The sequence below is a fragment of the Flavivirga sp. 57AJ16 genome, assembly GCF_028736925.1.
In the GTDB taxonomy this organism is placed as follows: Bacteria; Bacteroidota; Bacteroidia; order Flavobacteriales; family Flavobacteriaceae; genus Flavivirga.
Genome location: NZ_JAQZAT010000006.1, coordinates 12,067 through 38,619, shown reverse-complemented (window position 1 = coordinate 38,619; position 26,553 = coordinate 12,067). Strand labels below are relative to the sequence as shown.

The window sequence follows — 26,553 nt, the reverse complement described above, 5'->3', positions numbered from 1 at the left end:
ATGAATGACTTTATTTCTATTTATTTAGTAGTTTTGGGTTAAATTATTAAAATACTTTAAGTGCCGTTTTATATTCCAATACTTTTTTTTGTAGGAGCCTACATTCTTACATATTTAACAATCCCAAAAATTATTGGATTAGTTGAGTATAAAAAACTTATGGACGAACCTAATAAAAGAAGCTCTCATATGAAAAGAACACCAACGTTAGGTGGTGTATCTTTTTTCTACACACTAATTTTTGCACTTTTTTTTCTAAGAGTTTGGTGTGACCATGGAGAAGCAATGTATTTAATACCTGGTTTAACAATCCTTTTTATAATCGGTTTAAAGGATGACCTAGTTGTACTTTCGCCGTATGCAAAATTAATTGCACAAGTAATAGCTATAATATTCGTAATAAGTAATGAAAGTTTTACTATATATTCGTTAAATGGGTTTTTAGGAATTGATGACATACCTATTTATATTTATTATTGTATTGCAGGGTTTATAATGTTAACAATAATTAATGCCTACAATTTGATTGATGGTATTGATGGATTAGCAGCAATTGTTGGTATAGTTATACTAATAATTTATGCTACAATATTTTATATGACAAAAGAATATTTTTTTCTTTTAATCAGTTTAACTTTAAATGGATGTTTAATAGCCTTTTTGAAGTTTAATCTGTCTCCCTCTAGGCAAAAGATTTTCATGGGAGATACGGGCTCTCTTATCGTAGGATTCATTATTAGTATATTAACCCTTAAGTTTTTGGCATTATCTCCAGAGAAGTATGATGATCTTCCTTTTTTAATGGAAAATATTCCACTAATAGCAATAAGTATTCTGATTGTACCATTATTTGATACTGCAAGAGTTTTTACAATTAGATTGGCTAATAAAAGAAGTCCATTTTCACCTGACAGAAACCATACACACCATATATTAATAGATTATTTTAAGTTGTCTCATAGAAAAGCTAGTTTTATTATTGGTGGTTTTAATTTAGCATTTGTATACCTCTTTATAATCTTGGGAAGTGCTTCTTATAATTTTTGGCTGGCAACAGTTTTAGTAGTAACCGTTATTATTTTAGGATATTTTTTCTATCGGTTTGATTATAGTTTTTCTAATATTAAGAGAAAAATACGTTTTAGAAGAAAGGTAGATAACGTTAAGGAAAAAGGTAAAAATATAATAAATTCACCCAAGGATAATTAAAAAATAGTTTTAATGACAATAAAGAATATTTGCTGTATAGGCGCTGGATATGTTGGAGGTCCCACAATGGCAGTCATTGCCCATAAGTGTAAACATATAAATGTTACTGTGGTAGATATTAATGAATCAAGAATTGCTGCTTGGAATGATAGTGATTTAAATAAATTACCTGTTTTTGAGCCAGGATTAGTAGAAATAGTAAAAGAAACAAGAGGAAGAAATCTATTTTTCTCAACAGAAGTAGAGAAAGCTATTGATGAAGCGGATATGATTTTTATTTCTGTTAATACTCCTACTAAAACTTATGGAAAAGGGAAAGGGATGGCTGCAGATTTAAAATATATAGAATTGTGCTCAAGACAAATCGCTAGAGTTGCTAAACAAAATAAAATAGTTGTTGAAAAATCTACGCTTCCAGTCCGAACAGCTTCAGCTATAAAAAGTATTTTAGATAACACAGGGAATGGTGTTCAATTTCAGATATTATCAAATCCAGAATTTTTAGCAGAAGGAACAGCTGTAGAAGATCTTTTGAGACCTGACAGAGTATTGATTGGAGGAGATACTAATGAAGAAGGAGAAAAAGCTATACAAGCTTTAGTAGAGATTTATGCCAATTGGGTACCCAAAGAAAGAATATTAACAACCAATGTTTGGTCTTCAGAACTCTCTAAGCTTACCGCAAATGCGTTTTTAGCGCAACGGGTATCCTCTATAAACGCCATGTCTGAAATATGTGAAAAAACAGGAGCAGATGTAAGCGAAGTTTCAAAAGCCATAGGGATGGACTCTAGAATAGGTTCTAAATTTTTAAATGCTTCTGTTGGTTTTGGAGGATCTTGTTTTCAAAAAGATATTTTAAACCTTGTTTATATTGCTAAAAGCTATGGATTAAATGAAGTGGCTGACTATTGGGAGCAGGTCATTCTTATGAACGAGCATCAAAAGAATCGTTTTTCAGATAATATAGTGAGTACTCTATACAATACGGTTTCTGGTAAAAAAATAACGTTTTTAGGTTGGGCATTTAAAAAAGACACCAACGATACCCGTGAGTCTGCAGCTATAAAAGTAGCAGATAATTTATTAAATGAACAGGCGCATATAGCTGTTTACGACCCAAAAGTTCCAGAAGAAAGAATATATGCTGATTTAGATGACTTAAATACACGTTCACCAGACGAAAACAAAAATTTGTTAACCATAAATAAAGATCCTTATGAAGCTTGTAAAGATTCTCATGCCATAGCTATTTTAACCGAATGGGATGCGTTTAAAAATTATGACTGGAAATGTATTTATAAAAACATGCAAAAACCTGCTTTTGTTTTTGACGGCAGAGGTATTTTAAACAAGAAAGAATTAGAGGAAATTGGTTTTACTTTTTACAAAATTGGTAGTGGTAAGTAAAGTTTAAGCAAGGATTGATCGTGTTTTTGTAAAAAACTGCACAATTTCGGAATTTAATTCCGAAATTGTGCAGTTTTTATTATACCTTTGCATATGATTTTGAGAGAAGCTCATAAGGAACTTTTAAATTTATCTAAGCAATACAAGGCAATAGCCGTTGTAGGCCCTCGACAGTCAGGGAAAACAACATTGGTAAAATTAGTGTTTCCAGATAAACCTTATGTAAGTTTAGAAAATCTAGACACAAGAAGTTTTGCTTTAGAGGATCCAAAGGCGTTTTTGGAACAATATTCAAAGGGAGCTATACTAGATGAGGTTCAAAGAACGCCAAAGTTATTTTCATATTTACAGCAAATATTAGATGAAAGTAATGAAACAGCACAGTTTATATTAACAGGCTCTAACAATTTTTTATTACAGCAGAACATTACACAAAGCCTTGCGGGTAGAGTGGGTTACTTAAACTTATTACCTTTTTCTTTATCTGAAATAAAAGATATAGCGCCTAGAACCATTCATGAAAAGCTTTTTAAAGGGTTTTACCCACCATTGTATGATAAACCTTTTGAAACTCAAAAATGGTTTCTAAATTACATTAAAACATATATAGAAAGGGATGTAAGACAATTAAAAGGGATTGAAAACTTAGTGGTGTTTGAAAGGTTTTTAAAACTATGTGCTGGCAGAGTAGGTCAATTGCTGAATAAAAATGCTTTAGGTGTTGAGGTAGGTGTAGATAGTAAAACCATTGAATCTTGGATAGGAGTACTAGAAGCCAGTTTTATTTTATTTAGGTTGCAGCCACATCATAATAATTTTAATAAGCGTGTTGTAAAGATGCCTAAGCTCTATTTTTATGATGTAGGATTAGCAAGTGCTTTATTAGGGGTTCAGGATGCTAACCAATTAAATTTACATCCATTTAAAGGGAATTTGTTTGAGAATATGGTTATCGTTGAACTTTTAAAACAACGATTAAATAAAGGAAAAGCAAATAACTTATATTTTTGGAGGAATAGTAAAGGAAACGAAATTGACATTATAATAGATAACTTTAATGAATTAATACCTGTTGAAATAAAATCTGGAAAGACCGTTACAAATGATTATTTTAAAGGATTAAAGTATTGGAATAATCTAACAGGATATGAAGGAGGAAAAATTATTTATGGAGGCCAAGATTATCAAAAAAGGAGCGATAATTTTGAAGTAATTCCTTTAGATTTGATGGATGAAAAAATTAGGGAATAAAAACGAGTAAAGTTGAAAAGAGTATTAATAACAGGAGCAGCAGGTTTTTTAGGGTCACACTTATGTGATCGCTTTATTAAAGAAGGTTATTATGTTACTGGAATGGACAATTTCATTACTGGAGACAAAAAAAACCTTTCCCATTTAGAAGGGAATCCGAATTTTGAGTTTATAGAGCATGATGTTACTGAATTTGTAGATATAGAAGGAAATTTAGATTATATACTTCATTTTGCTTCACCAGCAAGCCCTATTGACTATTTAAAAATACCCATTCAGACCTTAAAAGTAGGTTCTTTAGGGACCCATAACCTCTTAGGTTTAGCAAAAGCAAAGAAAGCAAGAATACTCATAGCGTCAACATCTGAAGTCTATGGAGATCCATTAGTACATCCCCAAACCGAAGATTATTATGGTAATGTAAATACCATTGGTCCAAGAGGTGTTTATGATGAAGCAAAACGTTTTCAAGAATCTATAACCATGGCATATCATAGATTTCACGGATTGGAGACACGTATTGTTCGTATATTTAACACCTATGGTCCTAGAATGAGGTTGAATGATGGAAGAGTTATTCCTGCATTTATGGGGCAAGCACTACGTGGAGAAGATTTAACTATATTTGGTGATGGTTCTCAAACCCGATCATTTTGTTATGTAGACGACCAGATAGAGGGAATATATAGATTATTGCTAAGTGATTATAGTTTGCCAGTTAATATTGGTAACCCCAATGAAATTACTATTAAAGACTTTGCAGAAGAGATTATAAAATTAACAGGAACTACTCAAAAAGTGATTTATAAAGATTTACCGGTTAATGACCCGATGCAGAGGCAACCAGACATAACTTTAGCTAAAAAATTATTAGATTGGGAACCGAAAGTAGGTAGATCTGAAGGTATGAAAATAACGTTTGATTTTTTTAAAAGTTTAACCGAAGAAGAACTCTATAAAAGTGAACACAAAGATTTCTCAGGATATATTAATAAGTAATTAGTAAATGGGATTTAAACGAGGTAGGTATTCGTGGCTGTTAAGACCGCTTTTAATAGTATATGATATTTTTATAATAAATCTCTTTGCATATTACTTATTGAATTTTAATAATGAAAAGTTGCTTTTTTTTTCAATAAAACTACTAAATGACAAGCACTTACTTTACATTGTTTATTCTATTGCTTTTTGGCTTTTAACGACATTCTTATTAGAGTTTTATAAAGTATATCGGTATACTTCCTTGTTAAGCATAATTTTTCTTTTGGTAAAACAATTTTTAGTATATGCAATCATTACGTTTGCTTTTGCTGGTATATTTAGAAGTATCAATATTGGAGTTGTTGTCGTTTTTAAATATTTACTTTGTTCATTTATAGCTATTGGAATTATTAAAATATTAAGTTTTTATGTTTTAAGAAAGGTTCGCATATATTTAAAAGGAAACCTAAGAAATATCATCATAGTTGGTAGTGGAGAGAGTGCCAATGAACTTGAAAATATATTTAAAAAGAAGAAAGAGCTGGGGTATAATGTAAAGGCTATTTTTAATGATTCAAGAGATAATAATATAACAGGTACAATTAAAGAAAGTTTTAAATTTTTAGAGGAAAATCATCATATTGATGAAATTTATTGTGCTATTGATGAGTTAACTGAAAAAGAAGTTAATACCTATGTAAAATATGCTAATATAAACCAATGTAATATTAAGTTTATTCCCAATACACTCAAGCTTTTTAGCAAGCGATTAGACACAGATTATTACAATTACCTTCCTGTTTTATCAATTCAAGAAGTCGCTCTGAATAGCGAACTTAATAAGTTCTTAAAACGTAGTTTTGATATTGTACTTTCTTTGTTCATTATTATTTTTATCTATTCTTGGCTATCAATAATTTTATTTATTTTGATTAAAATCGAATCAAAAGGGCCTTTGTTTTATAAGCATAAAAGACATGGGATTAATTATACAGAATTTAATTGTTATAAGTTTAGATCGTTAACAACCACAAAGGAGGATAAAGGCACTTATGTAAAACAAAATGATGCCCGTTTAACAAAGATTGGAAAGTTTTTACGAAGAACAAATTTGGATGAATTACCCCAATTTGTAAATGTTTTAAAAGGAGATATGAGTGTTGTAGGGCCTCGCCCCCATATGTTAACATATACAGATGATTATTCGAAAAAGATAGATAAATATAATTTTATTTTCAGACACCGTGTTAAACCTGGAATAACGGGTTTAGCTCAAATTAAAGGGTGTAGAGGGGAAGTAAAGTCAGATGAAGATATTATAAATCGTATTAAATATGATAATTTCTATATAGAAAATTGGTCATTACTTTTAGATATTAAAATAATTTTTCAAACAGTACTAAATATGTTAAAGGGGCAAGAGACTGCCTATTAAATTTGAACTGTTTATTTAAGTGAATTGGATTTAAAAACACCCCTCAGCTCAAGGGGACGATTTATAGGAATAGCTTCTACAATGTTAGGATTCCTCCCTTGAGGGAGGATTAAGGAGGGTGTTTGTGAAAGATAGTAAGCTATGTTTTGATACAGTGATATTACACAATCTTGATTACATCAAACCAACATCATTAAATTTTTTACATAAGAGATCTAATTGAGTATGGAAGTTGAAATTCTTTAAAGCAGTTTTATTAATAGCCTCTCTTCTTTTTATACAAATATCTGATGGATTTATTTCAGAAATAACACCATTTAAATGATTGTAATCTCCAGATTCAGCTACCCAACCAAGATCATATTCTTTAATTATTAATTCCCCCTCACCGCCACCAAAATAAAGCATAGGCAAGCCCAGTCTCGCATATTCAAATATTTTTGAAGGTACAGACCCATAAATTCTATTTAACAGCGGAATAATGGTCAGGTCATATTTCACAAGTTCTTTATGTAAGGTGTCTCTTGAAACTTCACCGTGATATATAATATCTAATTCTGGATTATTAGATATAAGTGTTCGAATCTTATCTTGTTCTGCACCGCCACCATAAATATGAAATTGAATATGCGTATAATCTAACTCCTGGCACAATTTGTAGACACCTTGTGCGATACCTAGCAAACCAGCATACACCATTTTTAGTTTTCCTTTAGAAACGATTCTTTTAGAAATTTTAGGTGTAACAAAATCCGGATAATTACGGTACAAAAAAGTATCTTTTTTAGGAAACAAAGATGTTACATGATCTAAAATTTCATGGCTTTGCCCTAAAATTAAATCGGCATGTTTATAATTAAAAGATTCAATTTTTTCCAGCATTTTATAACTAAAGTTCTTTTTAAAGGCCCCTAATTCCAATCCAGCAATGGGCCACAGATCACTAACGTTTAAAATAAGTTTTCGTTTTTTAGAACGTAGAAACAAAACAGATGTAAATGCAACCAGTAATGGTGGGGATTGTATGATAACTGTTTTAGGGATAGTATTCCACAGAAAAAACCAGCATAAGCTAAAGCTATAAGAAAGCATAGCTATTAAGCGTAGCAGTTTATTTTTAGAATTACTGGCATAAATCCATAAACGGTGAATCGTGATATTATTTTTTGTTGAAGTGTCCTTAAATTGGCCTTTATAAGCATCAAAAACACTGCCCGTTGGATAGTTAGGTAAAGGTGTTAAAACAGAGACCTTAAAACCACGTTTTTCTAAGCCTTCTGCTAAATGAAAAATCCGGTTTGAAGCTGCGCCAGTTTCTGGTGGAAAATAATTGGTTATAATGAGGATATCGGTCATGATAACTTGTAAATATCCAATAAATGATCAACAATTCTTTTTGCAGCAGCTCCGTCCCATAATTCTGGAACAGTTCCTTGCTTCCAGGATCCAGAAATCAATACTTTAAAAGCATTTTCAATTTTTTCAGCATCCGTTCCAACTAAGATATTGGTGCCAATATCGCAAGTCTCAGGACGTTCTGTAGAGTCTCTAAGCGTGATACAAGGCACATTCATAACAGTCGTTTCTTCGGTAACACCACCAGAATCGGTTAATACGGCCAAAGCATGTTTTACTAAATAATTAAACTCCAAGTAGCCTAATGGGTTTACATAATGGAGGTTTTTAAAATTCAAATTTAAACCGCTTAAAAGTTTTTTAGTTCTGGGATGTACAGGGAAAATAATTGGGTAATTCTTAGCTAATGTTACAATTTGAGTGACTAATTTTTTTAGAAGAACTTCTTCATCTACATTACTGGGTCGGTGAAGCGTCATAACCAGATATTTTTTATCCGATAAATTCAAATCCTTCCAAAGCGCAGGCTTTTTTAAGCGGGTTTCATTTTTTCGAAGGGTATCGATCATGACATTTCCAACAAAAAAGACATTCGATTTTGGCACACCGAGTTTCATCAAATTCTCATTGGCATACATGGAAGTTGTGAAAAAATAATCAGTTAAGCTATCCGTAACAATTCTGTTAATTTCTTCGGGCATTTTCATGTCACCAGAACGAATGCCTGCTTCAACATGAGCTACTTTTATATGAGCTTTTTTAGCAACAATAGTACAGGCCATAGTGGAGGTAACATCACCAACAACCATGACCAAATCACACGGATTTTGCTCTAGTTCTTTTTCAAAACCAATCATAATGGCAGCCGTTTGCTCTGCTTGTGTGCCGCTTTTAACTTCAAGATTCTTATCTGGAAAAGGAATGTTTAATTCTTCAAAAAAGGTGTCACTTAAGTTTTTGTCATAATGTTGCCCTGTATGTACAAGTCTGTAATTAATATTGACCCCCTCTTTGTTTTTATTCTGAATAGCTTCAATAATAGGAGCAATTTTCATAAAATTAGGGCGGGCTCCGGCAACTATCGTTATATTCATTTATTTGGGTGTATTAATGATGAAAACTGTTTCAATTTACCACTTTTCGAACGCTTTAATGCTGTTTGTCTTTCAAATAGGATGGTAAGCCCATGCTCAAGATAATTTTCCATTTCATTTTTTATCATAGCCATTTTGTTTTGGGAAATATCTATGTCGCTAACATAGTAAACTTTAAAAGTATCCGGTTTTAACTGTTCGATAATAAACGCCTTAACATGGCCACCATCTTCGATAATACTTTTCGTAATATAATAGAATGTTAATCCGGCCGCTTTTTTTCCACTAGGCAATACAGCCATATCGTTTGTTCTACCTACTAGTTTTTCTAAGATAGGTTTTTTCAAGGTGCTTTTTTTTGAAAGCATACCCATATCACCAATATCATACCTTATAAAGGGTTGTGCTTTATTGTATAAGGATGTAATCACCAAACGACCTTCACTACCATAAGGTAAGGCGTTGTTGTTTTCGTCTAAAACTTCAACAAAAAGGGTTTCACTATTAACAACCCATTCACCATTCATATTCTCAAAAGCAATCAGATCTAATTCCGAGGCACCATATTCATTGATTACTGGTATTCCAAATTGTGTTTCCATAAGTTGCTTGTCGTCTTCAAAAAGCATTTCAGAGGTCACCACACAGGCTTTTAAGGTAGGGCAAATAGCTTTAAGGATGATATTTTTACGATCAAGGTATTTTGCGAATTGAACAATAGGGCTTGTATAGCCATTCATATAGACAAAAGGCTTTTTTTTAAAATCGACTAACCAGTTTTCAAGAGCCGTATCACTTAAATCAAAGACATTAAAACGATATCTATTACTAATAAAGTCTTTTAGCTTTTCGGTATAATACCCTTTTTTATCCAAGGGAATACCATAAAATCGAGCTTGTTTTGTGGTGTTAAAGTTAAGATCGAACCAAGAAAACCGATCCATGATAATACTCCAGGTCAATGCATGTGCAAATTTATCTTTAGAGAAAATAAAAGGCTGTCCAGAGGCTCCAGAAGTCTTATCTATATAGATGTTTTTTGTTGAAAACCCATCAGATAAAAGAGTTTCCAAGGGTTGCTGTAAATCTTTTTTAGACATCACTGGAACCGTGTTCCAATCTAATGGATTTGTATTTTTTGTAAACGATTTATAAAACGGATTATACTTTAAATGATACCCAACAATATCTTGCTTTTTAGTTTCAATATAGGCATTAAATTCAGTAGCGCTTTTCTTTTGAATGGCTTCCAAAGTGTGTTTGGCTTTATTTATGGGAAAGCCTTTGAGTTTTAATGAAAGATTAAATAAATTCAACAGATATAGGGTAAAATATGTTTCTGTAAAGTAAAGAAATATTTTATAATTGATGCTTTTACTTTTTCATATCATTTATACCAGTTATACTTTGAATTTACCCAAAAATAAAATGAATAATTTTTGTGATAGATGAGGCGTAAAAATCAAGCATAGCTATCGTTCTGGTTAATTTTTATAACGAAATAAAGCACAAAAAGACGTATTTTATTGGGTAAATTCAAGGTGTAAATGGTATTACAATATTTTATTGCGATATCTCTTAAAAATAAGCACCCTGTGAATATTTTCTTTTTTTAGAATATTTGGAAAATAAGGAAAGTTTCACGATTTTTATTAAAAAAACAAGCATGTCTACCTTAGATAATATAAAAAACAAATTAATTGATAGAATTTTGGTGACTAGAAATGAGCAATTGCTTACGGCTATTAATAGCATTTTAGATTCTACTCAGTTTGATGAAAAATTAACTTTGAATTCTCAGCAAATTGAAATGCTAATGATGAGTGATATGGACATTGAAAAAGGGAATCTAATTTCAGAAACTGATTTAAAAAAATTGGATTCTGAATGGCTGAGTTAAAAGTTTTTTGGACTCAAACGGCAAAAAAGCAAAGAGATTATATTTTTGAATATTGGAATAAAAGAAATAAAAGTGCTAACTATTCAAAAAAGCTTAATATATCAATTCGTGATCGAATTAACTTACTTAAAGATCATCCAGAGATAGGAAAGGAAGTCGATTTTAAAAACACAAAAGCTATTTCGCTAGGTCATTACAGTATACTTTACAAAATAATGCGACCCAAAATTATAATAACTGCATTTTGGGATAATCGACAAGACCCTGAAAAATTTATAAAGTCTTTAAAAAAAAACTAGAAATAGTTACATTAAAGTATATCAGGATTTATTAATGTATCTTATATCTAAGATTGTATTTAGTTTAAACCACTTCTAAGAAAAATTCTTTTTGGAATAATTCTTTTTTAAGATTAAAAGCAATTATTTTTGCATTCGATAAAATGAGTTCAATAACAAAGGTTTCTAATAAAGATTATAAGATGTCATTCTGAGGAGCACCAAAGTGCGGTTGCTTGCACTGAGCGAAGTCGAAGTGTGAGAATCTGTTTAATTTAAACAGATTGTCGTAGCCCTATTTTCCTCTAAATAATGCTTTTGGAAATCCTCAACAAAAATGGTCATTCTCATTTAATGGGAATCTAAAAACTAAACACAATGAATATCTTAATTCTTGGTTCTGGAGGAAGAGAACACACATTTGCTTGGAAAATTGCCCAAAGTGCTAAATGCGAACAACTTTTCGTAGCCCCGGGAAATTCTGGAACAGCTCAAATAGCAACGAATGTCAATATTGGAGTGAATGATTTTGATGCGATTAAAGAACTCGTTTTAAAGGAAAGTATCGATATGGTAGTGGTTGGCCCTGAAGATCCATTGGTCAATGGCGTACACGACTATTTTTTAAATGATGAGGCCATTAAGCATGTGTCTGTTATAGGTCCTCAAAAAGTAGCAGCAGCATTAGAAGGAAGCAAAGAGTTCGCCAAGGAATTTATGTATAGACACCATATTCCAACAGCTGCTTACGAGAGTTTTACAAAAGAAACCGTAGAAAAGGGCTATGCCTTTTTAGAAACTTTAAGCGCACCCTATGTTTTAAAAGCAGATGGATTAGCGGCCGGAAAAGGAGTTGTTATTCTGAATGATCTAGAGGAAGCTAAAGCCGAATTAAAAAGTATGTTGGTGGATGCTAAATTTGGACAGGCAAGCACTAAAGTAGTTATAGAAGAATTTTTAGACGGCATAGAATTAAGCTGTTTTGTACTAACCGATGGGACGAACTATAAAATTTTACCAACAGCAAAGGATTATAAGCGAATAGGTGAAGGCGATACGGGATTAAACACAGGCGGTATGGGAGCTGTGTCCCCTGTGCCTTTTGCAACCGATGAATTCCTCAATAAAATTGAAGAACGTATTGTAAAACCTACTATTAGTGGTTTTAAAAAGGACCATTTACCTTATGTAGGCTTTGTGTTCATTGGGCTTATTAAAGTTGGGGAGGATCCTAAAGTGATAGAATACAATGTACGTATGGGCGACCCTGAAACCGAAGTCGTATTACCAAGGCTAAAAAATGACTTTGTAGACATACTCCAGGCGATGTCCCATGGGTCACTAGATACAATTAATATTGAGATAGATGAACGAGCAGCAACAACTATTATGTTAGTATCTGGCGGATATCCTGAAGCCTATGAAAAAGGAAAAATAATTACAGGCATAGAAAATATTCAAGGTTCTATACCTTTTCATGCAGGAGCTGCATTAAATGGAGATAAAATAGTGACTTCTGGGGGACGTGTAATGGCTATAACATCATATGGCAATACTTATCAAGAGGCCATAAAGAAATCTTATCAAAATATAGAAAAGTTACACTTTGATAAGATGAACTATCGTAAGGATATAGGATTTGATTTAAACTAATTTGACGAATAATGTTTAAATAAGTTCAAAATTAAATAGTCTCACTTCAAGATAAATTCTTATGGGATTAGTATCATACATGTTTTGAGAGAGGCCATGGTCTATGGAGATAATAATAATACCATTTTCACTTTAAAGTTACCCGCTAAAATTTGTTCTCTATATAGACTAGGGATTCATATTCATGCAGAGTCCAATCAATACCATAAAGCATTGGATTCGTGTGAATTTGTGCCATTCGTGTCTTTTTTATAGATGTGTACTCACAGTAGTTAAATTTAAAGAGGAGACCGTGTTAAATTAAAATGACACTAAAATTTAAAATAGTACTCGAAAATATAAATTAGACTTGCTCCTTCCTTTTAAAAAGGAAGGATAATTTCGATATCATCGAAATTTAGGAAGGTTAATTATAATATAGATCTATTTGCTTTGGTATATCAAATTACGAAATTAGATAGGCAAGCAAGTACAATTCCTTATTCGTTAAATTATTAACCAAAAGGCATTTTACAAAAAAGAGTGTGAAGAAACACTTTTGTCCTCCTCGTTATTATCGTTAAACATTTTAAGTTGCTTCATCCAATAAACCATAGCAACAAAACCTACAATAAGGAAAATCCAAGAAACGGTATTTGCTGCAAACCAGCTTTCTAACTCAAGAGCTCGTAAAGCGTCATATGGAGCGAAAAGGACGTTAACAAATAAATCCTGTATAGCGTAAAAGAAATCTTTCATGTGTTTTTAATTATTGTTTTTTATTGGTCACATGTAACATTCATTTAATCATATCTTTGTCTATAGGAAACTTAGCTATGAATGTTTCATGGGTTGTATTTATTGTTTTTTAACTAATTTTAGTTAGTTATATTTACGCAGCAAAAATACAAAAAGAGTTAATGATAACAAGCATTTTTAGCAAATCTAAGTCAATAAATTTCATCATTGTTTTTTTTATTACGCTTTTAGCTTTCATAATAGCTAGGATTGAGTCAATAAACGAACCAATAACATGGCTATTTGTATTAAAGCAAATTGTTTTACTTTTTGTTTGCTATTCCTCAATTTTGCTTTTAAATTTTATTACTAGTAAGAATAATTTAACAAAGAGGAACAACTATGAGATTTTATTGTTTAGTCTGTTTTTGTTGCTAATTGTTCATGCTACCAGTCATACAGCTATAGTGCTTTCCAATTTTTTTATTTTACTCGGTTTAAGACGTATAGTAAGCTTACGGTCTGAAAAAGAGATAAAAAAGAAATTATTTGATGCTGCTTTTTGGATCGCTATCGCATCGGTATTTTATTTTTGGGCCATTCTGTTTTTTGCTTTAATACTGATTGCCCTGATTTTATATACAGATAATAAATTAAGGCATTGGATCATACCTTTCCTAGCAGTTGCTACTGTTTTTGTGATTTCCATAAGTATCTCCATAATTGTGTATGACCGTTTTTTCGAAATATTTAACATCCCGCTAGGAATCAGTTACGATTTTAGCAACTATAATTCTGTAAAATACATGGTTGCCATTACGTTACTATTGTCTTTCGGAATTTGGTCGTCCATATTTTACTTACGGAATATTAAAAAGAAGAAAAAAGACTTTAGGGCCTCTTTTAAAATCATTATTGTCTCGGCCTTGGTCGCATTTTTGATAGTGCTACAAGCACCTGAAAAAAGCGGAAGCGAGTTTTTATTTATGTTTGCACCACTAGCCATCATTATAACAAATTATATAGAGATTATTCAAGAAAGGTGGTTTAAAGAAGTGTTTCTTTCGCTACTTATCATCGTGCCATTTATAACATTATTGCTGTAGTTTTTCGCCAAAAGCCAAGTCACCTGCATCTCCCAGCCCAGGGATAATATAACCTTTATCGTTTAGCTTGTCATCAATAACTGCAATCCATAAATGTGTTTTGTCATCAAAATGACTTTCAACAAAGCCGACACCTTCCTGAGCACCTATCACACTAATTAAATGTACTTCCTTTGGTGTTCCAAACGGTTTTAGAGCTTCAAAAGTGGCTACCATGGATTGTCCTGTTGCTAGCATGGGGTCTGCAAGAACAAGTGTTTTGCCTTCTAAGTTTGGGCAAGCCAAATATTCTACAATAATTTCAAAGCTTTCGGGATCGTGTTTATGGTGTCTGTAAGCCGAAATAAAAGCGTTTTCAGCAGTATCAAAATAATTAAGCAATCCATTATGTAATGGAACACCGGCCCTTAAAATGGAGCATAGAACAATATCATTATCCAATAAATCAATATGGCAATGGCCTAAAGGCGTTTTAATGGTCGACGCCTCATAATTTAAAGATTTACTCATTTCATACCCCAAAATTTCGCCTATGCGTTCAATATTTCTTCGAAAGCGCATGCTATCTTTTTGAATATTAATGTTTCTAATTTCAGAAATAAAAGTGTTTAGAACGGAGTTTTCTTTAGAAATGTTATGAATATGCATGCCGTTATATGTCTTTTTTGAATAGTAAAGTTAATTAAATATAAAGTATATTTGCACTTTTAAATTAAGACAATATGTTTACAGAAAAAGCCAATAAAATATTTCAGGATGTCATTGAAAAATATCATGTTATAAATACGGTAGATCAACCTTTTGAAAACGCTTACGATAAAAGTAATTTATTGGAGTATTTATTATATAGAAAATGTTGGATCGATACTGTACAATGGCATTATGAGGATATTATCAGGGATCCACAAATAGATCCTGTTGCTGCTTTAACCTTGAAGCGTCAAATTGATGCCTCAAACCAAGACAGAACAGATATGGTTGAATATATTGATAGTTATTTTCTTGAAAAATATAAAGATGTTACACCTAAAACAGGAGCGACCATTAATACCGAAAGCCCCGCTTGGGGAGTTGATAGATTATCTATTCTGGCGTTGAAGATTTTCCATATGAATGAAGAGGCAACAAGAACAGATGCTTCTGATGCCCATAGGGCTGCATGCCAGAAAAAACTGGATATTTTATTGGAGCAACGTGTAGACTTATCTACAGCTATCGATACGCTACTTAGGGATATTGAAAAAGGGGATAAGTACATGAAAGTTTATAAGCAAATGAAAATGTACAATGATGATGAGCTAAACCCAGTTTTACGAGGACAAAAATAAAATTCCTGCGGAGGCAGGAATCTCATCAAGATAGTTGAGATGCTAAAATCATCAAACCATATTTTAGTAATCCGTCTCTCCGCCATGGGAGATGTCGCTATGTCTGTACCTGTTTTACGAGCATTAACCGAGCAATATCCAGATACTAAAATAACGATTTTAACCAGAGCTTTTTTTTCACCTTTTTTTCGAGACCTCAAAAATGTTAGGGTTTTCCCTGCCGATGTTAAAGGAAAGCATAAAGGTGTTTTAGGATTATACAAACTTTCAAAAGAATTAAAAAGCTTAAAAATTGATGCTGTTGCCGATTTACATTATGTGCTACGAAGTCGTATTTTAAAGTTTTTTTTATTTGGAAAACAATGCAATCAGATTGATAAAGGAAGAGCTGAAAAAAAAGCCTTGGTTTCCGGCAAAATATTTCGGCAATTAAAAACAACGCATCAAAGGTATGCTGATGTGTTAGAAGGATTGGGCTTTAAGCTAGACCTATCAAACCCAGTATTCCCAAATAAATCGAATTTAAATGAAAAGACCCAGGCGCTTATAAGGTTAGGTTCAAGAAAAATGATAGGAATAGCCCCTTTTGCAGCCCACGAAGGAAAAGTATATCCTTTAGATTTGATGAAGAAGGTTATTGTTGCGCTTTCAAAAGATTATAAAGTGATTTTATTTGGAGGCGGTGCAAAAGAGATCACCATATTAAATGATCTTGAAGAAAGTTTGGATCATGTAATAAATATTGCCGGTAAATTATCACTTGATGAAGAGTTGGACGTGATTTCAAATCTTGAAGTGATGCTTTCAATGGATTCTGGCAATGCGCATGTAGCCGCCATGTTAGGGGTAAAAGTCGTCACTATTTGGGGCGTTACCCATCCGTATGCCGGGTTTGCACCATTTAATCAACCAGAAGATTTTGCTATATTATCGGATAGAAATCAGTTTCCAGAAATCCCTACTTCTATTTATGGAAACAAATATCCAGAAAATTATAAAGAAGCATCAGGTAGCATATCTCCAGAAACAGTCATTGAAAAAATTAAATCGATCCTGTAAACCAAATTGGTATAACTTCATTATTCAAAAACCTCAAAACTTGACACCCCTATAATCCCCTCAAGGGGATATTTGTTTGTGTTAAATATGTTGTTTTAGGTTGGAACACTTTATGGATAGGTTGATAGGTCAGGGTTTTGTCTGTTTGTACTAAGGTGCTATGATTGAGGTTGTCCCCTTGAGGGGACTTTAGGGGTGTTCTTATTCAACCAATATCAATTAAACAGATTCTCACACTTCGGCATTAGTTTATGCTGAGCGAAACCAAAGTACTCAAGATAAACTAAAGTCAAAGTACTGAAGTAGAAAGGAAAAAAGGGCGTTTCATTACGGTAATATCAGATGAGAAATGGTATTACTTCTCCCCTTCGAGAAAATGCCCAAAGGGCAGAGGGGCTTTTAAACATCATCATAATCCACCACAAGAGTTGGTGTTGTAGGATGTGCTTGACATGTTAAAATTAAACCTTCGGCAACTTCATTTTCGGTTAAAATATTGTTCTGTCTCATAGTTGCCTCACCTTCTTTTATGCGAGCTAAACAACTACTACAAATCCCACCTTGACAAGAATAAGGCGCATCAATATCTTCATCTAAAGCAGCTTCAAGAACCGTTTGCTTCTGGGGCATTTCAAATGTAGAGGCCTCATCATCAACAATAACTGTTATTTTGGTTTTACCACTAGGTACAATATCTTCTTTTATTTCGTCAGGTTTGGCAGCTTTAAAAAGCTCAAAGTGAATGCGGCTTTCGTCAATATCATGATCCGTTAAAACATCTTTTACAGTATGAATCATGGCTTCTGGCCCACAAAGATAAAAAGCATCAACCTCTATATGCTTATGTTTATTTTTCATAACATAATTAACGGTACTTTTTTCAATACGACCAAAAATAGAGTCGTCTTCATCTTGTTGACTAAATACAAACTGTATGGAAAAACGTTCTTTATACGCATGCTGAAGCTCTAAAAGCTCGTTTAGAAACATAGTATCTTTAGTTGTTTTGTTACCATAAACCAAAATAACTTTACTATAAACCTCTTCTTCTAATGCGCATTTTATAATACTTAAAACAGGCGTAATACCACTACCAGCAGCAAACGCTGCGATATTTTTTGTTTTAGAATCATTAGGTTCAAAAACAAAACGTCCTTTTGGAGGTGCTACTTCTAAAATATCCCCAACCTGTAATTGATGGTTTGCATAAGATGAAAAGATACCGTCCTTTACTGCTTTAACAGCCACTTTTAATTCACCACTTTTTGGAGAAACACATAAAGAGTAATCTCTTCTCGCTTCACTTCCCTTGATGAAGGTTTTTAGGGTGATGTATTGACCAGCTTTGAAAGTAAAAACGTCTTTTAGATTATCCGGGACATTAAATGAAATGCTTACTGATTTATCAGTTTCTCTTTTTATATCCTTAACCGTTAACTTATGAAATGATGACATTTAAAATTTTTTTCACAAAAATAGTGAAGCTTTAAGTCTTAGTCGACAAATAAAGCGAAAATTAATACATAAATAATTTATGCATAAGAATTTTATGTATATATTTGAACTGTATGGGAAATTCAAAATTATATAAAGGCAGTCTTATAACCATTATTTTAAAGCTTTTGAATGAGCATGATAAAATGTATGGTTATGAAATTGTACAGCGTGTCAAGGAGATTACAAAAGATGAGCTTAAAATAACAGAAGGAGCTCTTTACCCCTCGTTACATAAACTGGAAGCAGAAGGCCTATTGAATGTTGAGGTTTTAAAAGTAGGTAATAGGTTAAGAAAGTATTATAAGCTTACCGAAAAAGGCACTAAAGAAACAGTTAACAAATTGGCAGAGCTCGAAAGTTATATTAAAACCATGCGTGCATTGGTAAACCCTAAATTTCGTATAGATTAAATAAAAAAGGGATAAAATATTAAATACAGTAAATAATTTTTTATGAAACATGTAACATTTTTAGATAAATGATTACTTATCTTACATAGGAATATAAATACAATTATAAAGAACAATAAAATGAAAAAAACACTACTGGTATGCTTATTAGGAATTACAATAATATTCCAAACAAATGCGCAAGATAATACCGAGTTTAAAAAAATAACCGTTGAATTTATAAAACTTACAGGTGCAGGGGCAGCGTTTGAAAATGCGATAGCCCAAATTGGATCTGGGGTTTCAGATACGAATAAAGAAGCTTATACCAAAGAAGCAAAAGGAACCTTAGATGCCTTATATGCGAAAATGGCCGAGCTTTATATGGCCGAATTTACTCAAGATGAAATTAAAGAACTGGTCGCTTTTTATAACACGGATTTGGGAAAAAAATTATCTGAAAAGCAATTAAGTTTAACTCAAAAAGCCATGATGTTCGGGCAGTCTTGGGGCATGGAAGTCCAAGGCATAGCTCAAAAATATAACTAACCAGCAAGGATGATTAAAAACTTTTTAAGTTTAGAGTGGAAATCTTTTTTACGATCTGCCAATTTTGGTAAAGGGCTCGCTATAAAAATATTAATGGGCTTTTTTGTGCTGTATTTTATAGCTATGTTCTTGGGAATGGGATTGATGATGTATCCTCTACTTAAAAAGGTCTTTCCAGAACAGGATCCATTAGTAATCGTTAATAACTATCTTTTTTATTGGATCCTGGGCGATTTGGTTTTTAGGTTTTTCTTTCAAAAACTACCTGTAATGAGTGTAAAGCCGTTACTAACATTGCCTGTAAAAAGAAACAAAATTGTTAATTACGTTTTAGGCAAATCCGTAACATCGTTTTTTAATTATCTATCACTTTTTGCTATTGTGCCATTTGGAATAACTTTAATTGCAAAAGAGTATCCACCAAATGCCGTATTGGTTTGGATGCTAGCCCTCATTCTGGTCACGCTTTGTATTAATTTCTTAAATTTTATAATTGAGAGTTTTTCAGCAGAAAAAGAACTGTCTTTTTTACCTATAATTATATTAACGGGCGGGCTATTCGTATTAAACTATTTTAATATGGTTTCTTTTACCGAGATGGTTGCAAATGGATTTAATGCTATTTATAAAACACCTATTTTAATAGGTATCCCTTTGCTTGTTTTAATGGGGCTTTACCTATTCAACTTTAAGATTTTAAAGCAAAAATTATTTTTAGATAGCGGTTTAAAAAAAGAAGTTAAAGTAGTCAATGCATCTAATCTTGAATGGACAAAAACCTTTGGGGATATTGCACCCTTTATGCAATTGGATTTAAAACTGCTTTGGCGTAACAAGCGTACCAAATCTTCTGTTTGGATGCTGGCCATTGGGCTGTTTTATGGGTTGTTTTTTTATCCCCAACCTATGTATCAAGACATGCCGTGGTTTTTTGCTTTTATTGGCGTTTTTGTAACAGGCATCTTTTTAATCAATTTCGGACAGTTTATTCCAGCTTGGGATAGTGGTTATTATAAATTGCTGATGAGCCAAAATATTAAATACGAACAGTACTTAAAATCTAAATTCACATTAATGGCTTTAAGTGTTGCTATACTTTTTGTACTCAGTATTCCATATGTGTATTTTGGATGGAAAATTTTATTGGCCCATTTGGCAGCGGCTATTTACAACTTAGGAGTGAATACACATGTTATCCTATATGGTGGTTCTTTTAATCGCAAAAAAATTGATTTAAATCAAAAGGCTGCTTTCAATTATCAAGGGACTGGTGCTGTGCAATGGCTTATAGGGATTCCTTTGTTGCTAATACCTATGGGTATATTTGCGTTATTTTACTTTTTAATAGGTTTTGAAATAGCTTGTTTGTCATTAGCGACCCTTGGTGTCATTGGTGTCGTTTTTCACCAAAAATTAATGAAAACAATAACTAAGAAATATTTAGAGTCAAAGTATAAAATGATTGATGCCTTCGATCAAAATAATTAACACATAGCATGATGATAACAACTTCAAACTTATCAAAGATATATAGCGGAAACGACGTTTTAAATATAGAATCATTAGACATTCCAAAAGGACAAAGTTTTGGCTTAGTAGGAAATAATGGTGCAGGAAAAACCACTTATTTTAGTTTGCTTCTAGACTTAATTCAACCGTCGACAGGGTTTATAAAGAACAAAGGTATTCAAGTAAACAAAAGCGAAGATTGGAAACCGTTTACATCGGCATTTATTGATGAGAGTTTTTTAATAGGCTATTTAACAGCTGAAGAGTACTTTTATTTCATTGGTGAATTACGTGGTCAAAATAAAGCAGATGTTAATAAACTAGTGGCTCAGTTTCAGGATTTTTTTCATGGAGAAATACTAGGGCAAAAGAAATATTTACGTGATTTAAGTAAAGGGAATCAGAAAAAAGCGGGCATTGTAGCTGCTTTAATTGGAAACCCAGAAGTTATTGTTCTAGATGAGCCTTTTGCAAATTTAGACCCAACCACTCAAATTCGCCTTAAAGGGATTATTAAAGATTTAGCTGAAAAACAAGGGGTTACCGTTTTGATTTCCAGTCATGATTTAATGCATGTCACCGATGTTTGTGAACGTATTGTGGTACTCGAAAAAGGCAAAGTTATAAAAGACCTAAAAACAAGCGAGGCCACATTAAAAGAACTTGAAGTGCATTTTGCAGAAACAGGTTTTCAGTAAGCAGTATTCAGTGTTCAGTGTTCAGTATGCAGTTGGCAGTGTTCAGTATTCAGTGAGCAGTAATCGGTCTCATTTTACAGATTTTATAGGTTATTAGAGCTTTTTCTTCGCGCCTTTGCGTCTTAGCGAGAAATAGTCTCAGTGTCCAGCAACCAAATACCCAATAACAAACAACCAATAACCAACAACCAAATCACACAGCCCAACAAGACGCTTTTAGCTCAAAAGTCCTTTCATTTTATAGGTTAATCAAAAAAGATGTTTATTTTTACCTGTTTACATAATATATGTGAGCGTTTATAGTTATTTATTTAGACTTAAAAATACCAGCATTGAAAAGACCTTCTAAAGCAATATTAATTATTCTATGCGCTACATTATTAGTGGTAAGTTGCTCCAGAAAAAAGAACAAATTTATCAGCCGAAACTTTCATGCTGTTGCAACAGAGTTTAACACTCTTTATAATGGGTATAATGCTTTAGAAGAAGGCAGGCAAAGTCTAAATGAGCGCTATACCGATAATTATTGGGACGTGCTTCCTATTGAGCGGATGCAAATATTCGACGAGGTTGTGCTTCCAGGACAATCTAAAAACGAAAGTTTTTCTAGAGCAGAAGAGAAGGCGGTTAAAGCTATTCAGAAGCATAGTATGAATATTGATGGGAAAGAGAAAAACCCACAAATGGATGAAGCGCATTTACTATTAGGAAAAGCCAGATATTTTGATCAGCGTTTTATACCGGCCTTAGAAGCATTTAATTATATCCTTTACAAATACCCAGCGAGTGATAAAATAAATCAAGCAAAGGTTTGGCGAGAAAAAACCAATATTCGTTTGGGCAATGATGATTTAGCTATTAAAAATTTGAAGCGCCTTTTATTTCAGGAGGATTTAAAAGGTCAGGATTTGGCAGACGCTACCTCCATGCTGGCGCAGGCATACCTAAATACAAAATCTATAGATAGTGCTATCACGCAATTGGAAATAGCATCAAATGCCACTAAGAGCCATGATGAACGGGGGCGCTACCGTTTTATACAAGGGCAGTTGTATAATAAATTAGGTAAAAAGGACAGTGCAAATATAGCATTCGATGAGGTGATTGCACTTAACCGTAAAACACCTAGGATATATATGATAAGCGCTCATATTGAAAAGATTAAGAATTTCGATTACGAGAAGGGTAATAAATTAGAGTTAACAGAGTTACTAACAAAGCTTCAAGAGAACAGGGAAAACAGACCTTTTTTAGATAAAATTTATCATCAAATAGGAGAATATCATTTAAATAACCAATCAGATAGTTTGGCAACAGCTTATTATAACAAATCGCTGCGAACCAATTCCCAAGATAAATTATTAAAAGCTAGGAATTATGAAATTCTTGGTGATATGAATTTTGACAAGTCCATTTATAAAGCCGCTGGTGAGTATTATGATAGCACCCTGGGGAATTTAGTTTTAAATTCTAAGCCATATCGTGTTATTAAACGTAAGCGAGACAATTTGGAAGACGTTATTTATTATGAAGCCATAGCACAGGTTAATGATAGTGTTTTAAGGCTTGTAAATTTATCAGAAGCAGAGCGGTTAACTTATTTTGAATTATTAGTTGAGAAGCTAAAAATTCAAGCAGCGGAAGAAGAAGAAGAAAAGAAAAGAGAAGAAGCTGCAAAACGCAATGCAGGTTTGGTGACCGTTAATAATACAATGGGAGGTCAAAATTCTAGAGGTGGTGCCCCTGGCCAAGCGGCCGTGTTTTACTTTTACAATCCTACAACAGTAGCATATGGTAAAAATGAATTTGTGAAAATTTGGGGAGATAGAAGTTTAGAAGATGACTGGAGATGGTCCAACAAAGCAAAATCGGGAGGCGTTAGCAGCCAAATAAAGGATGCTAATATATTAGCTTTGGCAACAGAAGAAGAATTATTCGATCCCCAATTTTATATATCAAAAATCCCTTCCGAAGAAAAAGAGATAGACAGTATTTCTAAAGAGCGTAATTATGCTTATTATCAATTAGGGCTCATTTATAAGGAAAAGTTCAAGGAGTATGAATTAGCAAAAAGTAAATTCCAAAATTTACTTAAAAGCAACCCAGAAGAGCGATTAATATTACCGTCTAAATACAATCTATATAAAATTTATGAGGCTCTAGGCGAAAAGAACGAAGCTGAAATTGCTAAACAAGAGATTATCTCTACATATCCGGATTCTAGATATGCCACTATTTTAAGTAACCCGGAACTGGCGACAGAGCGCGATGAAAATAGCCCCGAAAGTTTATATGAAGCGCTTTACGAACAGTATGAAAATCAGGAATATGCCGATGTGATTTCTAAAAGTGAAAACTACATAAATGTATTTGATGGAGAAGCCATTGTACCAAAATTCGAATTATTAAAGGCTACAGCTACAGGACGCTTATATGGGTATGATGCTTATAAGAAAGCAATCAAGCACATAGCCGTTACGTATGCAAATACAGAAGAAGGGCAACAAGCCCAAAATATTGAAGCTAATATCTTACCTAAACTCATAAGCAAGGATTTTGTTGAAGATCAAGAAGGCGTAACTAATAATTACAAAATTATTTTTAAATTTGAAAACCCAGAAATGGAGCAAGTTTTAAGCTTTCAAAAAAACTTGGATGCCGTTTTAAAAAACATAAGATATTATGATTTAAAATCTTCGGTCGATGTTTATAATCCAAATACTGTTTTTGTGATTGTTCATGGGTTAAAAAGTGCACAAGTAGCAAAAACATTTGACCAAATAATAGTTGAGGAAGATAAAAATAAAATAAAGGAACCTTATTTTGCAATAGCATCTGCAAATTATCAAATTGTTCAAATTCATAAAAACTTAGATGCTTATTTGAATATAAATACCAATTAATATTAATAGCACACATTATGTTCTCCGATAATAAAAAAGAAAAACAAATGGTAGAGGGAAAACCAAGTCAAAACATTATAGCACAAGGCACCAAAATAGTTGGTGATTTTAATAGCGAAGGCGATTTTAGAATTGATGGCATTATAGAAGGAAATATTAAAACTTCAGGCAAAGTAGTTGTTGGAAAAACAGGTCTCATTAAAGGAACCTTGAATGGTACAGACGCTTATTTTGAAGGTAAATTTTCTGGAAAACTGGCGTTGTCAGGTACATTAACGCTAAAAGCATCTGCCTTTATTGAAGGTGAAGTCGTTGCTGGTAAATTAGCTGTTGAGCCAGGAGCTACGTTTAATGTAACCTGCATCATGAAAGGCACTGTAAAAGAAATGAATAAAGGTGGACAAGAACAACAAAGACCGAAAACCGAAAAAACAGCTTAAAAATGCAGCTGTTCTTACAGGAATAGGTTTACAAATGGGCGTTACTATTTACCTGTTTGTAATTCTAGGTAAGTGGCTTGATACTAATTATAATGATGGTGAAAAACTATATATTATAATTATGACCCTTTTAGGAGTTGCTATTTCGTTGTACGCGGTACTCAAACAGGTCAATCGAATTGAATATTGATGGATAACCCTTTTTTTAATTTTACGGTAAAGGCCTGTATTGTTTTAGCGTTGGTCTTTTGTGTACATATAGGCATATTAAGTGTTTTAGGCCTTCCTCCTTTTGAAAATAGAATTATATTATCATATATAGTAAACCTTATTTTAATCATTGTTATTTTTGGGGTACTTTATCTGCTTGAAAAAAAGTATAAAAGCCAGTTAGGTTTTTTGTTTTTAGTGGGTAGTTTTTTGAAATTCGCTGTCTTTTTCATGGTGTTCTATCCTTTTTATAAACGTGATAATATGATTACAAAACTAGAATTTGCAGCTTTTTTTGTACCCTATGTTTTTGGTCTGGTTTTAGAATCGGTAAGCTTAAGCAAATGGCTAAATAAACTTGAATAACCACCATAATTTTTTCGTTAAGGCAATCCTTTAAAATAAAAAGCAAAATTGTTTTTGTTTTTGATATAAAAACATACCTTTGCAGCGATTTTTAAGCCACTATTATTTAGAGTGATATGCGTAGAAAAATATCTTTAAAGCCAATTACATTATTACTGCTTTTAGTAACCTTTGTTTCTTTTGGAAAAGAGCAAGACGGTCACGGTGAACCAAAAACCGATCAAAAGACTGAAATAAAAGAATATATTCAACACCATTTACAGGATTCTTACGATTTTAGTTTGTTTTCGTACACAACTGAAACTGGAGAACATAAGTCTTTTGGGTTTCCCTTACCGGTCATTTTATGGGATAATGGTTTAAAAGTATTTTCTTCGTCAAAATTCCATCATGGAGAGACTGTTGCAGAGGTTGATGGAAACTTCTATAAAGTGCATCATGCAAAAATTTATAAAGTTGATGGCCCTGATGGACAGATCATCGAAGACGATCACCACCATGCGACCAACGAGAAACCTTTGGATTTTTCAATTACTAAAAACGTAATCATGATTATGATGGTGTTCTTGATCATGTTTTTTATGTTTAAGAGAATGGCCAGTGCTTACAAAAAGAATGGTGGCATGCCAAAAGGTATGGGACGTTTCTTGGAGCCTATAGTGTTATATGTGAGAGATGAAATAGCGATCCCCAATATTGGTAAGAAACATTACAAAAGATATATGAGTTATTTGCTAACCGTGTTCTTTTTTGTGTGGATCGTTAACCTTTTTGGATTAACTCCAATAGGAATGAACGTTACAAACAATATAGCTGTAACATTTTGTTTGGCGATTATTACTTATTTGATTACTACATTTTCAGGAAATAAGAATTATTGGAAGCATATCTTCTGGATGCCGGGAGTACCTGTGCCAATGAAAATAATATTAGCGCCCATTGAATTGCTGGGAACCTTTATCAAGCCTTTTGCTTTAATGATTCGTTTGTATGCGAACATTACTGCAGGACATATCGTATTGATGAGTATTATTGGGATGATGTTTGTATTCAATAATTGGTTAGGCAGTTCTTTATCATTCTTGTTGGCCTTTGTACTGGGAATTTTAGAATTACTGGTTGCGGCTTTACAAGCTTATATTTTTACAGTGCTATCGGCGCTGTATTTTGGTATGGCGGTTGAAGAACATGACCATCATTAATCAGATTAATAAA

26 protein-coding genes are annotated in these 26,553 nt (G+C 32.7%); 20 read left to right on the top strand and 6 right to left on the bottom strand.

The genetic code is table 11. The annotated features are described in order from the left end of the window. Positions 1-189 precede the first annotated feature (189 nt). The 5 genes from PQO00_RS07880 (at position 190) to PQO00_RS07860 (ending at position 6,286) form a co-directional block, all read left to right on the top strand. Positions 190-1,209, top strand: a complete 1,020-nt coding sequence (locus PQO00_RS07880; protein ID WP_274184294.1) for an MraY family glycosyltransferase — start codon at positions 190-192, stop codon at positions 1,207-1,209. A 12-nt stretch (positions 1,210-1,221) separates the two neighbouring features. Continuing rightward, positions 1,222-2,619 (top strand): UDP-glucose 6-dehydrogenase, encoded by a 1,398-nt coding sequence (locus PQO00_RS07875; protein ID WP_274184293.1) that lies wholly within the window; start codon positions 1,222-1,224, stop codon positions 2,617-2,619. Positions 2,620-2,712: 93 nt separating this feature from the next. Continuing rightward, the gene (locus PQO00_RS07870) at positions 2,713-3,870 is read left to right on the top strand and encodes an ATP-binding protein (RefSeq protein ID WP_274184292.1); all 1,158 of its coding nucleotides are present in this window, start codon (positions 2,713-2,715) and stop codon (positions 3,868-3,870) included. Between the two features lie 12 nt (positions 3,871-3,882). Next, positions 3,883-4,869 carry a UDP-glucuronic acid decarboxylase family protein gene (locus PQO00_RS07865; protein WP_274184291.1) on the top strand — a complete coding sequence of 329 codons (987 nt, stop codon included), beginning with the start codon at positions 3,883-3,885 and terminating at the stop codon, positions 4,867-4,869. A gap of 7 nt (positions 4,870-4,876) precedes the next feature. Further along, complete coding sequence (locus tag PQO00_RS07860) at positions 4,877-6,286, top strand: exopolysaccharide biosynthesis polyprenyl glycosylphosphotransferase (protein ID WP_274184290.1); 1,410 nt, start codon at positions 4,877-4,879, stop codon at positions 6,284-6,286. A gap of 174 nt (positions 6,287-6,460) precedes the next feature. Here the strand turns inward: PQO00_RS07860 and PQO00_RS07855 are convergent, their stop codons facing one another. From PQO00_RS07855 to PQO00_RS07845, 3 genes are read right to left on the bottom strand one after another with little or no spacing between them, the layout of a single operon-like run. Continuing rightward, positions 6,461-7,642, bottom strand: a complete 1,182-nt coding sequence (locus PQO00_RS07855) for a glycosyltransferase family 4 protein (RefSeq protein ID WP_274184289.1) — start codon at positions 7,640-7,642, stop codon at positions 6,461-6,463. After that, the gene (wecB, locus tag PQO00_RS07850; RefSeq protein WP_274184288.1) at positions 7,639-8,736 is read right to left on the bottom strand and encodes a non-hydrolyzing UDP-N-acetylglucosamine 2-epimerase; all 1,098 of its coding nucleotides are present in this window, start codon (positions 8,734-8,736) and stop codon (positions 7,639-7,641) included. Before wecB ends, PQO00_RS07855 begins: the two co-directional genes overlap by 4 nt. Beyond that, complete coding sequence (locus PQO00_RS07845) at positions 8,733-10,052, bottom strand: phenylacetate--CoA ligase family protein (RefSeq protein WP_274184287.1); 1,320 nt, start codon at positions 10,050-10,052, stop codon at positions 8,733-8,735. The genes wecB and PQO00_RS07845 overlap by 4 nt, the downstream gene beginning before the upstream one ends. A gap of 350 nt (positions 10,053-10,402) precedes the next feature. Here PQO00_RS07845 and PQO00_RS07840 point away from each other — a divergent pair, with 350 nt between their 5' ends. The 3 genes from PQO00_RS07840 (at position 10,403) to purD (ending at position 12,567) form a co-directional block, all read left to right on the top strand. After that, complete coding sequence (locus PQO00_RS07840) at positions 10,403-10,636, top strand: hypothetical protein (RefSeq protein WP_274184286.1); 234 nt, start codon at positions 10,403-10,405, stop codon at positions 10,634-10,636. Further along, the gene (locus PQO00_RS07835; protein ID WP_274184285.1) at positions 10,624-10,935 is read left to right on the top strand and encodes a type II toxin-antitoxin system RelE/ParE family toxin; all 312 of its coding nucleotides are present in this window, start codon (positions 10,624-10,626) and stop codon (positions 10,933-10,935) included. The genes PQO00_RS07840 and PQO00_RS07835 overlap by 13 nt, the downstream gene beginning before the upstream one ends. A gap of 357 nt (positions 10,936-11,292) precedes the next feature. Continuing rightward, positions 11,293-12,567 (top strand): phosphoribosylamine--glycine ligase, encoded by a 1,275-nt coding sequence (gene purD / locus PQO00_RS07830; protein ID WP_274184284.1) that lies wholly within the window; start codon positions 11,293-11,295, stop codon positions 12,565-12,567. Between the two features lie 510 nt (positions 12,568-13,077). Here purD and PQO00_RS07825 read toward each other — a convergent pair. Then, the gene (locus PQO00_RS07825) at positions 13,078-13,305 is read right to left on the bottom strand and encodes a uracil phosphoribosyltransferase (RefSeq protein ID WP_274184283.1); all 228 of its coding nucleotides are present in this window, start codon (positions 13,303-13,305) and stop codon (positions 13,078-13,080) included. A 161-nt stretch (positions 13,306-13,466) separates the two neighbouring features. Between PQO00_RS07825 and PQO00_RS07820 the strand changes: the two genes are divergently transcribed. Beyond that, positions 13,467-14,390, top strand: a complete 924-nt coding sequence (locus tag PQO00_RS07820) for a DUF6427 family protein (RefSeq protein ID WP_274184282.1) — start codon at positions 13,467-13,469, stop codon at positions 14,388-14,390. Here PQO00_RS07820 and upp read toward each other — a convergent pair. Then, positions 14,379-15,038: a uracil phosphoribosyltransferase gene (gene upp, locus PQO00_RS07815; protein WP_274184281.1), complete on the bottom strand. Its 660-nt coding sequence runs from the start codon at positions 15,036-15,038 to the stop codon at positions 14,379-14,381. The two genes, PQO00_RS07820 and upp, sit on opposite strands and share 12 nt — an antisense overlap. Before the next feature lie 74 nt (positions 15,039-15,112). Here upp and PQO00_RS07810 point away from each other — a divergent pair, with 74 nt between their 5' ends. Together PQO00_RS07810 and PQO00_RS07805 are read left to right on the top strand one after the other, a co-directional pair. Then, positions 15,113-15,718, top strand: a complete 606-nt coding sequence (locus tag PQO00_RS07810) for a DUF4254 domain-containing protein (protein ID WP_274184280.1) — start codon at positions 15,113-15,115, stop codon at positions 15,716-15,718. Positions 15,719-15,757: 39 nt separating this feature from the next. Further along, on the top strand, positions 15,758-16,777 hold the full coding sequence (locus PQO00_RS07805) for a glycosyltransferase family 9 protein (RefSeq protein WP_274184279.1): 1,020 nt from the start codon (positions 15,758-15,760) through the stop codon (positions 16,775-16,777). 399 nt (positions 16,778-17,176) lie between these two features. On the opposite strand, the gene PQO00_RS07800 is transcribed toward PQO00_RS07805, so the two are convergent. Continuing rightward, positions 17,177-18,232, bottom strand: coding sequence for a ferredoxin--NADP reductase (locus PQO00_RS07800; protein ID WP_274184278.1), 1,056 nt, complete (start codon positions 18,230-18,232; stop codon positions 17,177-17,179). A 113-nt stretch (positions 18,233-18,345) separates the two neighbouring features. Between PQO00_RS07800 and PQO00_RS07795 the strand changes: the two genes are divergently transcribed. The 9 genes from PQO00_RS07795 (at position 18,346) to atpB (ending at position 26,540) form a co-directional block, all read left to right on the top strand. After that, positions 18,346-18,684 carry a PadR family transcriptional regulator gene (locus PQO00_RS07795; protein ID WP_274184277.1) on the top strand — a complete coding sequence of 113 codons (339 nt, stop codon included), beginning with the start codon at positions 18,346-18,348 and terminating at the stop codon, positions 18,682-18,684. Positions 18,685-18,804: 120 nt separating this feature from the next. Further along, positions 18,805-19,212, top strand: coding sequence for a DUF2059 domain-containing protein (locus tag PQO00_RS07790; RefSeq protein WP_274184276.1), 408 nt, complete (start codon positions 18,805-18,807; stop codon positions 19,210-19,212). Between the two features lie 9 nt (positions 19,213-19,221). Next, complete coding sequence (locus PQO00_RS07785) at positions 19,222-20,700, top strand: DUF5687 family protein (protein ID WP_274184275.1); 1,479 nt, start codon at positions 19,222-19,224, stop codon at positions 20,698-20,700. An 11-nt stretch (positions 20,701-20,711) separates the two neighbouring features. Then, complete coding sequence (locus tag PQO00_RS07780; protein ID WP_274184485.1) at positions 20,712-21,419, top strand: ABC transporter ATP-binding protein; 708 nt, start codon at positions 20,712-20,714, stop codon at positions 21,417-21,419. A 332-nt stretch (positions 21,420-21,751) separates the two neighbouring features. Next, positions 21,752-24,322, top strand: a complete 2,571-nt coding sequence (locus tag PQO00_RS07775; RefSeq protein WP_274184274.1) for a tetratricopeptide repeat protein — start codon at positions 21,752-21,754, stop codon at positions 24,320-24,322. A 17-nt stretch (positions 24,323-24,339) separates the two neighbouring features. Continuing rightward, positions 24,340-24,762, top strand: a complete 423-nt coding sequence (locus PQO00_RS07770) for a polymer-forming cytoskeletal protein (protein WP_274184273.1) — start codon at positions 24,340-24,342, stop codon at positions 24,760-24,762. After that, the gene (locus PQO00_RS07765; RefSeq protein ID WP_274184272.1) at positions 24,719-24,952 is read left to right on the top strand and encodes an AtpZ/AtpI family protein; all 234 of its coding nucleotides are present in this window, start codon (positions 24,719-24,721) and stop codon (positions 24,950-24,952) included. The genes PQO00_RS07770 and PQO00_RS07765 overlap by 44 nt, the downstream gene beginning before the upstream one ends. Beyond that, a complete protein-coding gene (locus PQO00_RS07760) occupies positions 24,952-25,338 on the top strand; it encodes a hypothetical protein (protein WP_274184271.1) in 387 nt (128 codons plus the stop codon). The genes PQO00_RS07765 and PQO00_RS07760 overlap by 1 nt, the downstream gene beginning before the upstream one ends. A 116-nt stretch (positions 25,339-25,454) precedes the next feature. Then, positions 25,455-26,540: a F0F1 ATP synthase subunit A gene (atpB, locus tag PQO00_RS07755; RefSeq protein ID WP_274184270.1), complete on the top strand. Its 1,086-nt coding sequence runs from the start codon at positions 25,455-25,457 to the stop codon at positions 26,538-26,540. The last annotated feature ends 13 nt before the right edge of the window (positions 26,541-26,553 follow it).

Coding starts and splice junctions, on each gene's coding strand:
- PQO00_RS07800 (WP_274184278.1), bottom strand. CDS start 18,232: ATGTCATCATTTCATAAGTTAACGGTTAAGGATATAAAAAGAGAAACT.
- PQO00_RS07790 (WP_274184276.1), top strand. CDS start 18,805: ATGAAAAAAACACTACTGGTATGCTTATTAGGAATTACAATAATATTC.
- PQO00_RS07820 (WP_274184282.1), top strand. CDS start 13,467: ATGATAACAAGCATTTTTAGCAAATCTAAGTCAATAAATTTCATCATT.
- PQO00_RS07785 (WP_274184275.1), top strand. CDS start 19,222: ATGATTAAAAACTTTTTAAGTTTAGAGTGGAAATCTTTTTTACGATCT.
- upp (WP_274184281.1), bottom strand. CDS start 15,038: ATGCATATTCATAACATTTCTAAAGAAAACTCCGTTCTAAACACTTTT.
- PQO00_RS07875 (WP_274184293.1), top strand. CDS start 1,222: ATGACAATAAAGAATATTTGCTGTATAGGCGCTGGATATGTTGGAGGT.
- wecB (WP_274184288.1), bottom strand. CDS start 8,736: ATGAATATAACGATAGTTGCCGGAGCCCGCCCTAATTTTATGAAAATT.
- PQO00_RS07810 (WP_274184280.1), top strand. CDS start 15,113: ATGTTTACAGAAAAAGCCAATAAAATATTTCAGGATGTCATTGAAAAA.
- PQO00_RS07760 (WP_274184271.1), top strand. CDS start 24,952: ATGGATAACCCTTTTTTTAATTTTACGGTAAAGGCCTGTATTGTTTTA.
- PQO00_RS07835 (WP_274184285.1), top strand. CDS start 10,624: ATGGCTGAGTTAAAAGTTTTTTGGACTCAAACGGCAAAAAAGCAAAGA.
- purD (WP_274184284.1), top strand. CDS start 11,293: ATGAATATCTTAATTCTTGGTTCTGGAGGAAGAGAACACACATTTGCT.
- PQO00_RS07880 (WP_274184294.1), top strand. CDS start 190: ATGAAAAGAACACCAACGTTAGGTGGTGTATCTTTTTTCTACACACTA.
- atpB (WP_274184270.1), top strand. CDS start 25,455: ATGCGTAGAAAAATATCTTTAAAGCCAATTACATTATTACTGCTTTTA.
- PQO00_RS07855 (WP_274184289.1), bottom strand. CDS start 7,642: ATGACCGATATCCTCATTATAACCAATTATTTTCCACCAGAAACTGGC.
- PQO00_RS07780 (WP_274184485.1), top strand. CDS start 20,712: ATGATAACAACTTCAAACTTATCAAAGATATATAGCGGAAACGACGTT.
- PQO00_RS07825 (WP_274184283.1), bottom strand. CDS start 13,305: ATGAAAGATTTCTTTTACGCTATACAGGATTTATTTGTTAACGTCCTT.
- PQO00_RS07795 (WP_274184277.1), top strand. CDS start 18,346: ATGGGAAATTCAAAATTATATAAAGGCAGTCTTATAACCATTATTTTA.
- PQO00_RS07860 (WP_274184290.1), top strand. CDS start 4,877: ATGGGATTTAAACGAGGTAGGTATTCGTGGCTGTTAAGACCGCTTTTA.
- PQO00_RS07840 (WP_274184286.1), top strand. CDS start 10,403: ATGTCTACCTTAGATAATATAAAAAACAAATTAATTGATAGAATTTTG.
- PQO00_RS07870 (WP_274184292.1), top strand. CDS start 2,713: ATGATTTTGAGAGAAGCTCATAAGGAACTTTTAAATTTATCTAAGCAA.
- PQO00_RS07805 (WP_274184279.1), top strand. CDS start 15,758: ATGCTAAAATCATCAAACCATATTTTAGTAATCCGTCTCTCCGCCATG.
- PQO00_RS07770 (WP_274184273.1), top strand. CDS start 24,340: ATGTTCTCCGATAATAAAAAAGAAAAACAAATGGTAGAGGGAAAACCA.